The organism is Vibrio splendidus (genome assembly GCF_003345295.1).
In the GTDB taxonomy this organism is placed as follows: Bacteria; Pseudomonadota; Gammaproteobacteria; order Enterobacterales; family Vibrionaceae; genus Vibrio; species Vibrio splendidus_K.
Map to the genome: position 1 here is coordinate 1,517,579 of NZ_CP031056.1, position 14,104 is coordinate 1,531,682.

General features: G+C 44.6%; 10 protein-coding genes and 1 pseudogene. 7 read left to right on the top strand and 4 right to left on the bottom strand.

The window, feature by feature from the left end:
* Window positions 1-23: 23 nt before the first annotated feature.
* Complete coding sequence (torS, locus tag DUN60_RS22305) at window positions 24-3,038, bottom strand: TMAO reductase system sensor histidine kinase/response regulator TorS (RefSeq protein ID WP_114635493.1); 3,015 nt, start codon at window positions 3,036-3,038, stop codon at window positions 24-26.
* A gap of 92 nt (window positions 3,039-3,130) precedes the next feature.
* On the opposite strand from torS, the gene torT reads away from it, so the two are divergent.
* Both torT and DUN60_RS22315 read left to right on the top strand, forming a co-directional pair.
* Window positions 3,131-4,159 carry a TMAO reductase system periplasmic protein TorT gene (gene torT / locus DUN60_RS22310; protein WP_114635494.1) on the top strand — a complete coding sequence of 343 codons (1,029 nt, stop codon included), beginning with the start codon at window positions 3,131-3,133 and terminating at the stop codon, window positions 4,157-4,159.
* A gap of 60 nt (window positions 4,160-4,219) precedes the next feature.
* Entirely contained in the window at window positions 4,220-4,675 is a 456-nt protein-coding gene (locus tag DUN60_RS22315; RefSeq protein ID WP_009844869.1) for a methylglyoxal synthase, read from the top strand.
* A gap of 138 nt (window positions 4,676-4,813) precedes the next feature.
* On the opposite strand, the gene DUN60_RS22320 is transcribed toward DUN60_RS22315, so the two are convergent.
* Together DUN60_RS22320 and helD are read right to left on the bottom strand one after the other, a co-directional pair.
* The gene (locus DUN60_RS22320) at window positions 4,814-5,164 is read right to left on the bottom strand and encodes a VOC family protein (RefSeq protein ID WP_114635495.1); all 351 of its coding nucleotides are present in this window, start codon (window positions 5,162-5,164) and stop codon (window positions 4,814-4,816) included.
* 151 nt (window positions 5,165-5,315) lie between these two features.
* Window positions 5,316-7,391, bottom strand: a complete 2,076-nt coding sequence (gene helD / locus DUN60_RS22325) for a DNA helicase IV (protein ID WP_114635496.1) — start codon at window positions 7,389-7,391, stop codon at window positions 5,316-5,318.
* Between the two features lie 177 nt (window positions 7,392-7,568).
* Here helD and yccS point away from each other — a divergent pair, with 177 nt between their 5' ends.
* From yccS to DUN60_RS22350, 5 genes and pseudogenes are all read left to right on the top strand, one after another.
* Window positions 7,569-9,752, top strand: coding sequence for a YccS family putative transporter (yccS, locus tag DUN60_RS22330; RefSeq protein WP_004730255.1), 2,184 nt, complete (start codon window positions 7,569-7,571; stop codon window positions 9,750-9,752).
* A 332-nt stretch (window positions 9,753-10,084) separates the two neighbouring features.
* On the top strand, window positions 10,085-10,270 hold the full coding sequence (locus DUN60_RS22335; RefSeq protein ID WP_004730253.1) for a hypothetical protein: 186 nt from the start codon (window positions 10,085-10,087) through the stop codon (window positions 10,268-10,270).
* 121 nt (window positions 10,271-10,391) lie between these two features.
* Window positions 10,392-10,712 (top strand): hypothetical protein, encoded by a 321-nt coding sequence (locus DUN60_RS22340; RefSeq protein ID WP_114635497.1) that lies wholly within the window; start codon window positions 10,392-10,394, stop codon window positions 10,710-10,712.
* A 170-nt stretch (window positions 10,713-10,882) separates the two neighbouring features.
* Window positions 10,883-12,143, top strand: a pseudogene (locus tag DUN60_RS22345) (hydroxymethylglutaryl-CoA reductase).
* Window positions 12,144-12,196: 53 nt separating this feature from the next.
* Window positions 12,197-13,108: a LysR family transcriptional regulator gene (locus tag DUN60_RS22350; protein ID WP_114635498.1), complete on the top strand. Its 912-nt coding sequence runs from the start codon at window positions 12,197-12,199 to the stop codon at window positions 13,106-13,108.
* Window positions 13,109-13,135: 27 nt separating this feature from the next.
* Here the strand turns inward: DUN60_RS22350 and DUN60_RS22355 are convergent, their stop codons facing one another.
* Window positions 13,136-14,050 carry a YjjW family glycine radical enzyme activase gene (locus DUN60_RS22355; RefSeq protein ID WP_114635499.1) on the bottom strand — a complete coding sequence of 305 codons (915 nt, stop codon included), beginning with the start codon at window positions 14,048-14,050 and terminating at the stop codon, window positions 13,136-13,138.
* Window positions 14,051-14,104 lie beyond the last annotated feature (54 nt).

Consider the following 14,104-nt stretch of genomic DNA (forward strand, 5'->3'; position numbering starts at 1 on the left):
AAGTTTAAAGCAAGCTCTCGTCATTAGGCAGAAACATAAGTTAGTAACGCCTCTAACGAGTGTTTAACCAATTCAGATAAAGCGTGGTCGTTATCTCGGTACTGCAATAATGGTTGTTCGCTAGCTTCAATACTCTGACACAAATTGTACAGCGCTAATAAGCCCAAACTGCCCGCCGATCCTTTGAGCTTGTGCGCCAAAGACTTCACTTCTCGTCCGTTATCGGCTTCGCTTGCCTCGACTAATTCATTCAAGGTAAGGTTACTGCTCTCCTCGAACAGCACAACGATCTGTTTCATTTTATCCAATCCAAGGATCGACAAGTCACCCTCTATCACTTTGGAATCAATCAGTTTCACTGGAGTGTCTCCTTCATCTTGGGAATCAGTTGTCGTCGTGTACTTGGCTAAAACATCTACCATCTGTGTCGAGCATTCATCACTGTTACCCTTAATCATACGGTTACCATTTTGCTTACAAACAGCATCGTTTGGATCAGGCTGTGGCAACAATAGTGTTTTACCATCGAGTTGAGCAACAATGAGCTGAGAAAGTGCTTCCTTCTCTAGCGGCTTAGGCAAGAAGCCATCAAAGCCAGACGACAAGTAGCTTTCCACTTCTTCGTTAAACACGTGAGCCGATACTGCGATCATTGGTGGTACTTTGCGTGTTACGTTTTCTTCATGCTCATGCTGAAGCGCATCGTCTTTAAGTTGTTGAATTAACTCGACGCCATCGCAGTCCGGTAAGTTAATGTCCACCAGCGCAATATCAAACTCTTGCTCACTGAATATGGCTCTCGCTTCTTGTCCGGTTGTCGCTATCACAACATCGTGACCCAGGTTATTCAAAAAGCCTTCAGCAACAATACAGTTCACAGGGTTGTCTTCAATCAGAAGTACCTTCGCTCGGATACAAGCTTCAATAACCGTTGCTTTCGTTTCAATTTTCTCACCTACTTCAAGTGGCAATGAGAACCAAAACTGACTGCCCTCGCCTTCTTCGGAATGAACACCAATGTCACCATTCATTGCCAACATGATGCTTTTACTGATCGCTAATCCAAGCCCTGTGCCACCGGTTTTGTTGCGACCGCTATCGGTTTGGGTAAAGGCATCAAACAGACAAGCTTGTTCGCTAGCGTCAATACCGACACCGGTATCTGACACTTCAAACATCACTCGATTTTCATCTTCGATATCTAAACTAATGAAGATATCGACCGAGCCACTTTCAGTAAACTTAATAGCGTTACCGACCAAGTTATTCAATATTTGACTGATTCGAGTGACGTCACCACGCCAATAGCGTTGCACGTCACTTTCGATATGAAAATCAAAATTAAGCTTCTTCTCAGCGGCGCGCCCTTCCATTAACTGATAGGTATCTTGAACCATCTGGTAAAGGTCAAAAGAAGCCGCGCGTATTTCTAGATGTCCCGCTTCGATCTTTGAATAATCCAGTACGTCATTCAAAATCGCGAGTAGATTCTTACCACTGCGGTTAATGATGTCCGCATAGCCTGATTGCAGCGGGTCTAAGCCGGTATCTTTAAGCAATCGAGCCGTGCCTAATACGCCATTCATTGGCGTTCGTATTTCATGGCTCATCGTCGCAAGGAAAGCAGACTTGGCACGGCTTGCTTGTTCTGCCGCATTGCGAGCTTTAGCGTGGTTACCCACCTCGACATTCAACTTCTCATTGGTCTTTTGCAGTTGATAGGTTCGGTCTGTGACCAACTCTTCTAAGTGCTCTTTGTGCTCTTCGAGCTCACGTTTTGCCTTAGCTTCGCCAACCGCGACCACTTGTAGTGCTTGCGCGGTGTTTCTGGCGGTGATGATTGCCTCGCCCATATGAGCCAACTCATCATTACCCTTAACCGAGATATCTATATTCAGGCGACCTTGTGCGATAGACATCAAGGCCGATGAGTATTCAGTAAGGCGTTTAACAACCGAGATATACACCACTCGCCAAACGATAAATGCGACGATAACCAAACCAATAACCGAAATCACAGACAGCGACCATTGAGCCAGATTCAGCGTGCTCGTCAGCTCATCAACCGCTTTTTTGGTGCTTCGGTTTGAATCATCAACCAGTTGGTTAACGGTTGTATTCAGCTGAGAGAACAGCTCCAACGTATTTTGCATCAGAAACTCTGACTTCTTGGTGTTCTCATATTGTTCTAGCGAGATATCGAACACGACCTGGCGTTTTCTCAACTCTTCAAGCAACTGAGACATCTGCGCAGAACGAGTCGGATCTTCCACCGCTTTAACGCGGCGCGCCATGATTCTTAGGTTGGATTCGAACTCAGACTGGATTTGATGAATACGTTCAACATTGGTGACGGTCTGAGTTTCTTCAATTTGATTGAGCATCTTAAACGCCAACAAATGCAATTCGTGCAGACGCTCAGACAAATCAAGATCAACTTCAACAAGTGCGTCTAAGGCTTGGTAGGCTCTATCGGTTTCTTTGGTTTCTAGCAGGTCATAGATATGCGTTACGTTAGCAACCGCAATGGTAGCCGTGTTCAAAACTTGGGTTCGCGTGAGCTGCTCTAGCTCTTCGGCAAGTAAGCGCATCTCTTCAACACGAGACGTCAATTCCTTGCTTAACCAAAGCTTACGTTCAACCGAGACACCCAGTTCAGCCAGTGTGTTAATAACGCTTTGAACATTGTTTTCGAGTTTATTGAGAAGTTGCGAATCAAAACTGTCGACACCAAGCTCTTTGATATGTTGAAGAAGTGCTTCAAGCTGGCCAAACAACACAGTGCCAGCCTCTTTTCGTTCGGCCTCGTTTCTCGCATTAGAAAGCGTTTGTACCGACGAAATAATACGGTTACTCAACTCAGAAACTTGACGAGCTTCGATCATGGCAGGAAGCGCTGAATCGACGACGTTTCTTTCCGTTTTTGCTACAAAGCTAAAACCAGAAACACCGATCAATGCAGACAATAGAACCAACAGTGCCATCACTAAGAATGAGGCCAGTAGCTTGCGTCCAATACTCGCTGAGGCTAACAACATAAACTTTAAACCTTAAAACGTTCTTCTTTACCCATGCAGAATACGCTATATTTTGCAGTGTTTCTTATCTAAAACCAATAAAACGGCAATTCATGCTATCTAGACCTTTAGCTTCAAAAATCATTCTCTCACTACTGGCCACAGTAACCTCTGTCGCGAGTGCTAGCGAGCCTTTGAGCCCAATAAAACCTGCCGAAGCCACATCACATAAAGAGAAAATTTGTGCGATTTATCCGCACCTTAAGGATTCTTACTGGTTGTCTGTTAACTACGGCATGGTCTCTGAAGCAGAAAAGCAGCAAGTTGAGCTAAGAGTATTAGAAGCCGGCGGATACCCAAACATTGGTAAGCAAGCGTCACAGCTGGTGCTTTGCACACAATGGGGAGCCGACGCCATTATTTTAGGCACAGTTTCACCCGATGCTTACCATGACAATCTTACGGATTGGGTTGGCTCGACGCCTGTGTTTGCTACTGTGAATGAGTTGACCGTCAATGAAGAACAACAAAAGGTATTGAAAGGCACGGTCGGTGTCGACTGGTATCAAATGGGATTTCAAGTCGGAGAGGTTTTGTCGAAACGACATCCGAAAGGATCAGGCGAAACACCTATCGCCTTGTTACTTGGCCCTCAAGCAAGTGGCGGTACTAAGCCTGTAGCACTGGGGTTTTATGATGCAATCAAATCGAGCGATATCAAAATTGCGATAAGCTATTGGGCAGACAACGATAAAGAACTGCAAAGAAACTTGGTACAACAAGTCATCGAGCAGCCGGATATTCAATATATTGTCGGAAGCGCAGTCGCGATTGAAGCTGCGATAAGTGAGCTGAGAGCAGCCGGTAAAACCAAAGAAATTGGATTAATTTCAAGTTACCTAAGTCACGGAACCTACCGCGGCTTGCTTCGTAACAAGGTGCTTTTTGCACCAACAGATAAAATGGTTGAGCAAGGTCGCTTATCGGTAAAACAAGCCACCAGTTACTTACGCGGTCAACCTTATGAGAAACACAGTGCACCCATGATTGAAGCACTGACACCTGCAACACTCAAAGATCAAATTATCGCCGACTCATTGTCACCTTCTGAGTTTCGTCCGGTATTCAGTGTGAATCCTTAGTGCTATATTGGCTGAAGAACTCAAAACAATAAAAACGAAACAATCATTTAGGGAACATTCATGCAAAAAACGACGCGTACTATGCCAACGCATAAGAATATCGCTTTGGTCGCTCATGACCATTTCAAACCTGAGCTACTTAGATGGGTCAAAGAGAACAAAGAAAAACTACAAAAGCACTTCCTTTATGCAACGGGCACAACGGGTTCTCTACTCAGTAAAGAAACAGGCCTAGCAATTAAGAGCATGATCAGCGGCCCAATGGGCGGTGACCAACAACTTGGTGCGCTTATCTCTGAAGGCAAGATCGATATGATGATTTTCTTCTGGGATCCACTGAATGCCGTACCACATGACCCAGATGTAAAAGCACTGCTTCGTATCGCAAGTGTTTGGAACATCCCAGTGGCAACCAACCGCGCTACCGCTAACTTCCTATTTAACTCTTCACTGCTTGAAGAAGAAGTGATCATTGAGATCCCAGACTACGAAGCGTACCTAGCTGAGCGAACTTAATGGTTCAGCGCTCTTAATTAACTAAGCAGATCGCTTCGTTAAGAACTAAGCAAAACGCTTCGTTAAGAACCAAGATAACGTCAAAGATTAAAAAGCCTGCTTCATCGCAGGCTTTTTGTTCACCAGAGTCTTAACTCGCTACTTGTCACTCCATACCGCCATTTCGTTGCCACTTGGCTCTCTAAAATGGAAACGTCTACCACCAGGAAAACTAAATATCTCGCGGTTTATCTGACCACCAGCATCAATCACATCACGCTCGGTTTGCTCAAGATCTTCGCTATAGAAAACCATTAGCGCTGCGCCACTTTCAGCATTCGACGCCAGATCCGCTAAATAGAACCCACCCATTAAGCCTTTCCCTTCAAAAGCAGAATACTCAGGGCCATAGTCTTCAAAGGTCCAACCAAACACTTGGCTGAAAAACGCCTTAGTTGCAGCGATGTCTTTCGCAGCAAATTCAATGTAGTTAATAGAGCCGTGTTCCATAGCGGATTCCTTCTACTTTATGCCTTTTCCTAATGATAATATCTTACGCCCTAACTAGAATAGCTAGCACGCTGATGATAATTGCTTATGCCCTAATAAGAATAGGTAGCGAGCTTGAAGATCTAATCTTAGACAATTACGCCAAGTGACATCACTTTTTACGAACGACGGGGTAATCAGATCCATGCAGTTCTTGTACAAAACCAGAACCGTCGCCACTGTGTGTGATCCATACTTTCTCTTTTGCTCGCGTCATTGCCACGTAAAATAAACGACGCTCTTCTGCATAAGGGAAGGCATCTGATGATTCAGTCAATGCGCCATCAATATGCAGCTGTTTCTTCTTCGTCGGGAACTGCCCTTCATCAACACAAAGAATAATCACAAAATCTGCTTCTTTGCCTTTACTGGCGTGGCAAGTCATAAAATTAATGTTGATGGATGTGAAGATTTTTTTCCAATCTTCCAGCAATTCTGGTTTGTGGTAATGGTTACGTCCAAGTAGCAATACTGACTTGCTGGCTTTACCTTTTACTTGCCTATTAATCTGATCCAGGATCTTCTCAACTTCTTTGCTTGGCGCACTGTACACCGCCTTCTGCTTCTGTTGTTTGAAGCTGTTCAGTTCTTTCGGAAGCTGAATCGGGTTTTCCTGCACAAAACGATTGGCAACTGCACCTAACTGATTGTTAAATCGGTAAGTCGTATCTAGGTGATGAATCGTCGAGCTCTCAAAACGATCCTTAAAGCCCGTCGTTAAATCAACATCTGCGCCCGCAAACTGGTAAATCGACTGCCAATCATCACCTACCGCAAAAATAGAAGCTTGGTGTTGCGCTTTCGACTGATTACACAGTGCCTCAACCAAGGCAAGGCGATCTGGCGAAATGTCTTGATACTCATCGATCATGATGAACTTCCAAGGCGAGATAAACTTGCCTTTTTCGACATACTGAGTCGCTCGGCTGATCATGATTGAGAAGTCGATGTGATTCTGTTCTTTCAGTTCTTTTTGCCATGCTGTCACGCATGGCCAACACAGTGAAAGCTCGCTGTTGAGACGCGTGTAGTCTCTGTGATCAATCAACTGCTGTTGCACTTCCTTCTTCGATAAACCCGATGCATTCAACTGTTCAAGCTGCTTTTCAAGCCAACCTATCAACTTGAGGTTTGAAACATGGCTACCAAGTTCGTCATCACCTGTTAAATAAGCGATTGGCCATTTAGACAGGTGCTTTTGCCAGCGTTTGAAGTTAGTCGGCGTCATCCAGTGCTTTTTCAACCAATCAATGCACCATGCTTGGCGTTGATTGTCATCGAGCGCTAACGGAGAGATAACCACACGTTCAGGTTCAACTTGATTGAGTATCTTTAAACCCAACTGGTGGAAAGTACTCACTTGCACCTTCTCTGCTGATAAACCAATTTTGCTGTTAAGGCGCTGTTTCATCTCTTCCGCTGCTTCGCGACCAAATGCGAGCAATAACAACTCTTCAGCTTGAGCTTGATGACTTTGCAGTAAATACGCGACGCGAGCTGTAAGAACACTGGTTTTACCCGAGCCAGCGCCCGCTAATATAAGGTTGTGATCATCATTCATCAAGACCGCATATTGCTGAGATAAATTGAGTGGTGACGATTCACATTGAGCAAACAATACTTCCCAGTTTTGTCTTTCTGTTTCTAACCACTGCTGATTTCTTTCGGCTTGCCTAATTTCCGTCTCAGACAACCATGGCTGCATTCGAGCAATGCGGTTTGGCATACGCTGCGCCGCTTCTTCTAAAGTCATCGTCATATTTTCTAAACTTGAGTTAACCATGTCGACCCAAGTCTTAACTTTAGAATGCGCTAGGAAAGCAGGAAGTTGCTCAAGACGCGTCAATTCAGCTTCCCATTGAGGAACGTGTTCAGCCAATTGTTCACATTGTGTATCATGCCACTTCTGATAAGCAGCAACCGATGCGCGTGCAAATTGACGGCATTGTTCCCAAGGTAGGCCTTGTACTAACCAGCTGCGCTGTTTGCCATCTTGCTGATTAGCAAAGAACTGTAACGATCCCCAAAACAATCCGCGTTTTATCGCGATCTTGCCACTCCAAATAGTAAACGGGATTCGTTCTTCACTGCCTACTGAAGATAACAGCAGGCGTGGACCATCAAGTTCGACTTGATGATATTCATTTTGAATAAAAAACTGTGCAGTCTTGTTAGCGCTTAGCTGCATTGGAGTGTGCTCTCTAATTGGGAATATTGAATTTATATCATGATGCTGTGAGAATTAATAATGTCTCACATCTTATCGATGCTTTCATGACCATCTAGGGGCAATTATGGATAAGTATCAAATTCTTGTGCTTGATTTCTGTTAGGATTATGGTTTTAGTGTGTCAAGTGAGCGACTGTGGACTTCTCAGCCAAATTGCGCCTCTATTGGGCGAATAAAACCATAAATTACAGCGTATTAATTCTCATCACTCTACTCGGTGTTGTGGTTCCTGCTTGGTATTATGGACAAAACACACTCATCACACCTTTGATCTTAGGTGTTATTGCTGCGGCTCTTGCTGAAAGTGATGACAGCTTTACCGGGCGTTTGAAAGCACTCACGCTAACCTTTATCTGTTTCGCTGTGGCCGCTTTCTCTATTGAGATCCTGTTCGATACACCGTGGCTGTTTGCGATAGGGCTTTTCGTTTCAACCTTCTCTTTTATTATACTCGGTGCAATTGGCCCTAAATACGCCAGTATCGCGTTTGGTTCGCTGCTTGTTGCTATCTATACCATGCTCGGCGCCCATGAGAGCACCAACCTTTGGTTTCAACCGCTTCTACTTTTAACCGGCGCCGCTTGGTACTACTTCATGTCGATGATTTGGCAGATTGTCTGGCCGATGCAGCCCGTACAGCAAAACCTAGCCACGGTGTTCGACCAAATCGGCAATTACATCGGATCAAAAGCGGAACTCTTCTACCCTGTATCTGACCTTATTCCTCAGCCACATCGTATTATTGAAGCTAAGCTAAACGCCAGTACCGTTAATGCACTCAACATGTGTAAAGCAACACTACTTAACCGATCTAAGCGCGGGCACATTGATGGTCCGAGTGACCGATTCCTAAATACCTATTTTATCGCACAAGACATTCATGAGCGCGTGAGCTCTACCCACTACCGCTATCAAGAGCTGGCAAAGCACTTTGAACGCTCTGATGTGTTGTTTCGATTCAAGTATCTACTCGAAGCCCAAGCCACAGCCTGTAAAGAAGTGGCGAGCTCATTGAAAGTCGGAGCTGAATACCAACATGGCGATAAGTCTGTATTAGCTCTTGATGAGTTAATGTCTTCGCTTAACCATCTTAACCAACAGAACAAGCCCGAGTGGAAATCACTGCTCAACCAATTAGATTACTTATTCAATAACCTAGCTACCGTCGAAAAGCAGCTCTCGAATATCAGTAACCCGGATGCGGAAAAGTTGGAAGAAGATGTATTGGACGATACCAACCCTCATACTTTGACGGCAATGTGGCACAAGATCAAAGCCAACCTGAATACCGACTCGATGCTGTTTCGTCATGCGATTCGTATGGCAATTACATTGACGCTCGGCTACGGGATCATTCAAGGTTTTGACATAGAGCGTGGCTATTGGATCTTGTTAACGACACTGTTTGTATGCCAGCCAAACTATAGTGCAACACGACAAAAGCTGACGGCTCGTGTCATTGGCACCGTTGCAGGCTTGTTGATTGGAGTACCACTACTGACCTTCTTCCCGTCTCAAGAGAGCCAGTTAGTTTTCATTGTGATCAGTGGCGTGATGTTCTTTGCATTCAGAATCAATAACTACGGATTTGCGACCGGCTTTATAACACTGCTTGTACTCTTCTGCTTTAACCAATTAGGGGAAGGCTACGCGGTGGTGCTGCCAAGACTAGCGGATACCTTTATCGGTTGTGCCCTCGCCGTACTTGCTGTCATTTACGTGTTGCCTGATTGGCAATCAAAGCGATTGCACAAAGTCATGGCAGATGCGCTCGATTCCAATAAGAACTATCTCGCTCAGATCATTGGCCAGTATCGTGTAGGTAAAAAAGACACCCTTAATTACCGTATTGCGCGCCGCAGTGCACACAATAACGATGCCAACCTGACTGCAGCCATCAGTAGCATGCTGGTTGAACCGGGCAAGTACCGCACCTCTGAAGATGAGAGTTTCCGATTCCTAACCCTTAATCATGCTCTACTCAGTTATATCTCTGCTCTAGGTGCTCACAGAACGCGTATCGATGATGAAGCAACACATAAACTAGTATTAGATGCACACAGAGTAATACACGAACATCTCGACGCTCTAAATGATCAACTCTACTCCCACCAAGAACAGTGTGAAGTGAAAAACGCTTACGACCCTGAACTGGATAAACGTCTGAGTGAGTGGCGAGAAGAAGACGAGAGTTCTGTCAGAATGGTTCTGCAACAGCTGCATTTGATCTATCGAATGCTTCCAGAATTGCATACCTTAGCGACCAAGTTTGCGGTTAAGGTAAAGATAGATAAGCCGTTTGAAACAGAAGCTTCTTGAACAACAAACAAAATACTGTAAAAACAAAAAGATACCGCCAATCGTTCACCTTTTGATCATTGAGTGTATTTATATATTGCTCTATCCATACCCCAAACTGGGTAGAGCAATTGCTTACCTACCCTTTCATTACAAGGGATGCGGGGATTTTTACATTGTAGGAATTCTCTGACTTTGATTGACCCAACCATAACTTTGCCTAACATTTCTCGGACAAAAAACGACCACAGAAATTTATAGTTGTCTTAGTTTTAGGAAACTTCAAACTTCATTTAATATTCACTTAATCTTGTTTGATTTCCTGAATCAGTAGGCTATGCTCTATAGAGCATATGGATTTGAACAAAGGTCACATTATGAATACACAGCAATTTGAAGTATTTAAGCAGCAAATACAGCTTCTTAGCCCACAGCAATTGAAAGCACTTCAAGGTGAAATCGACGGCAACCTTGAAACGGACCAGCCTTCTCTGCTTACTGATGAAGAGTTAAACGCACTAAATGATCTGTTTAATTAATAGACAGACGTCACTATTTTAGCTTAAGTTCACCGTTTCACCGTAAATTTCACCTGTTCACCATTGCGCTCAAAATATCGTCCGCCTAGACTCATTCAATACGTCAATAAAAGGTTCTGCTATGTCGATATCTGGTATTCAATCTGGTTACGCCATTATTCAGCAGTCAACCAACATGGCTGAAGAAGCGGCAATCGAGCTCAACCAATCCTCCAAACACTCTCTAGAATCCGATGACGCTTTCCAAACTAGCGATTTCAGCTTTAACCAAATAGAACCTGAACAATCCATTTCGTTTAAAGAGAAAGAACCGGAACCATCTTCATCCTCAACGGATGCACTCATAAAACTGACTCAAAGCGCAAGTTATAACCGCGTTGGTGCGAGTGTGATTGATCGTCAAAACGAAGCCATCGGCAGCCTTCTCGATATCCATATCTAGTTCAATCTCATAGTGAGCATTTTTTAACGAAGTTGTCTTGCTTAGGCGAACAAATTGCTGCTAAACCCATACAAACTGTAACTCATTATATCAGGCGCTTGTTTCTGGCTTATTACTCGGTAGAATCAGCGCAAACCAATTTGCTGCACAAACTTTACTTCATACTATTTATGCCAAAACTAAATCTGCATCGCCGTGACTATGTTTCTATTTTAGGAGGCGACATCTCCGCAGACGCATTAGAAAAAAAGCTTCAGCCTCATTTTGAAAAGCCAGTAAATAAGCTGACACCTAGCCCCTATCTGACAGAAAAAAATCTAGCACGTCGCTGGACAGCTCTCGACAATTTAGATTCTCAACAAGAGCTCCTCGACCCTCATACACAAAGTCAGGTCCAAGCTTATGAGAAAAACATTGAGCACTTTATTGGCACAGTTAAAGTCCCTGTGGGAATATCTGGCCCTTTAAGAGTCAATGGCCTATTTGCTACGGGCGATTACCTCGTACCACTCGCAACGACAGAAGCGGCGCTTGTCGCGTCTTATAACCGTGGTTCAAAGCTGATTACGGCTTGTGGTGGCGCAAGTGCTATGTTGCTTAATGAAGGTGTAACACGTACGCCTGGTTTCGCATTCCAAGGGTTAGTTGAAGCCGGACAGTTTGTGGCTTGGGCTGTGACTCAATATGACCAGTTCAAGATCTTGGCGGAATCAACAACATCACACGGCAAGCTTACCGACATCAACATCAACATCGAAGGCAACCATGTTTACTTGGTGTTTGAATTTCTAACCGGAGATGCCTCTGGCCAGAATATGGTGACTATCGCAACCAACGCGGTATTTGAGTACATAATTGAACATACACCAGTTAAACCCGATCACGCCTTCCTTGATGGCAACTTATCGGGCGACAAAAAAGCCAATACTCAAACCTTGCGCAGCGTTTCGTGGCAAAAAGGTCACAGCCGAGGTTAATATCTCAGCTGAACTTGTCGCTAAGTACCTCCATACCACACCAGAGAAGATGGTACAGTTCGGACAAATGACTACAGTCGGTGGCGCTCTTAGCGGTACGATTGGTATCAATGCCCATTATGCGAATGCACTGGCTGCACTCTATATCGCTTGCGGCCAAGACGCAGCGTGTGTTGCTGAGTCAGCGATTGGTATGACTCGTATGGAGCTCAACAAAGAAGGTGGTTTATACGCGAGCGTGACGCTGCCTAACTTGATGTTAGGGACAGTCGGTGGCGGTACAAGCCTACCAAGTCAAAAAGCCTGTCTCGATCTACTAGGGCTGCATGGCAACGGCAAATCACAAGCCCTCGCTGAAGTCTGTGCTGCACTATGTTTGGCGGGTGAGTTATCCATTGTAGGCGCATTCTGTGCGGGTCACTTTTCGCGAGCTCATCACAAGTTAGCACGCTAGTTTCTGTTATAAAGCCTTAAACCGACTGTTGTCACGCATTGAGTGAGTTGTGTATGGATTACTTACATTTATCGCGAGTGAGCCTTAAACACCTCACTGCGCTGCATATTATGCTGAACACCCACAGCGTCACTCAAACCTCAGAGCAACTCTTTGTCAGCCCTTCGAGTGTGAGTAAGACATTATCTCAGCTACGTGACATTCTCAACGACGAGCTTTTCTATCGAGACGGTACCAAGCTGATCCCGACTCCCTTTGCCCTGAAAATAGCTCCCACCGTTCACGCGATTCTTTCCAGCATGAACGGGCTACTTCACCAAAAAAGTTTTACTCCTCAAGAATATCAAGGCAGCTTTTCACTTTCGATGCGTGAAAGTACCTTCGAAGTGTTTGCCTCGAAGATCAGCAAAATCACCACTGAACTTGCACCAAAAGCCAAACTTAATATCTATTCGAAACAGGAGCTTGGATTCGATGCTTTGCTCAGTGGTAAGGTCAATTTGATCTTGTTGCCCCATGATATATCCCAACCACCAACAGATAATAAAGAGTTGGTGTGGGAAACGATTCTTCCTGATGAAATGGTTTGTTTGATGGGCGCTTACCACCCTCTCGCTCAGCAAGAGCTAACGGTTGAAGGCTATTTAGATTACAAACACATTGGGATTTTAGATAACGAACTGTCTCAGCCTTACTTTGAGCAAAACTTAGTTCAATGTCATAAGCCAAGAGATATGGCAATATCGGTAGCGGACTTCGGAGCAGCGGCTGTACTGTGTCACCACACGCCTTTCCTATTCACCAGCTCTAAACAGTGGGCTAAGCATGCCAAGCAAGCACAAGGCTTGGTAAGTAAGCCGCTCCCTTTTGATTACGGTAAAGTGGCGTATAGCTTAGTGTGGAACAAGCCAAACATGAATGACCAAGCGATCAAATGGTTGTGTGATTTGTTCTTAGAAGCCTAGCTCATTCGTCATTGATGACCGCGAATATTAAGTATAAACCTCAGGTGTTTGCATTGGCCTTTGAACAATTAAGTAGAGCTTGTCGTGAAAACTCTGCATCTGTTGTTCTGTACATTTAGGCCACTCCAAAGCTTCACCAATTACTCCATGATGTTGAAACGCATTCAGCCGAATTCGAACATCACTTGGCAAGCCCTTCAAGTAGTAACCGACCTGCTCTACCTCGATATCGAGGTCACTTTTATTAGGGATATGCAGCAACCGGACTTCATGTAACTTTCCTTTATCTGCTAAGTAGTTGATGGTTTCAAACACTCGATGGTTCCCTCTACCCACTAGCCATTGATGCGTTTCAGATTGCCATGATTTTAGGTCGATCATTGCACCATCAAGGTAAGGCAACACCTTATTCCACCCTTGTTGCGACAGTGAGCCATTACTATCAATAAAGCACGTGAGATGACCCAATTGCGGATCGCTTTTGATCGCTTGAAATAGTTCGATGATAAACGGCAATTGCATCGTCGCTTCGCCACCCGAAACGGTAATACCACTCAGGAAAAATTGATTATGCCTCACCAGTTCAAGCACCTCTGAGACCGTCATCGTGGTGATTTTTGGGCTCGACTTATGATCACAGGTATCGATGCACTGATCGCAGTTGGTACAAGCTACCGGATCCCACTTCACTTTGCCTTCAATAAGACTCAGAGCACTGCTCGGGCAGCCACTAACGCAATCTCCACAATGGTTGCAGTGGTTAATAGTGTGTGGGTTATGACAAGTGATGCAATCGAAATTGCAGCCCTGAAGAAACAGCACCAAGCGGTTTCCCGGGCCGTCAACACAAGAAAAGGTCAGCACACGGCTGACCTTCGCTTGTTTTTCTGTCTTATTATTTTTAACCCTAGCCATTTGAGTTGTTAGATCAGAAACTTTCATAATTCACATTGTTCGTATTCGAAACGCCTCACATACATAACACACGCACGTTAA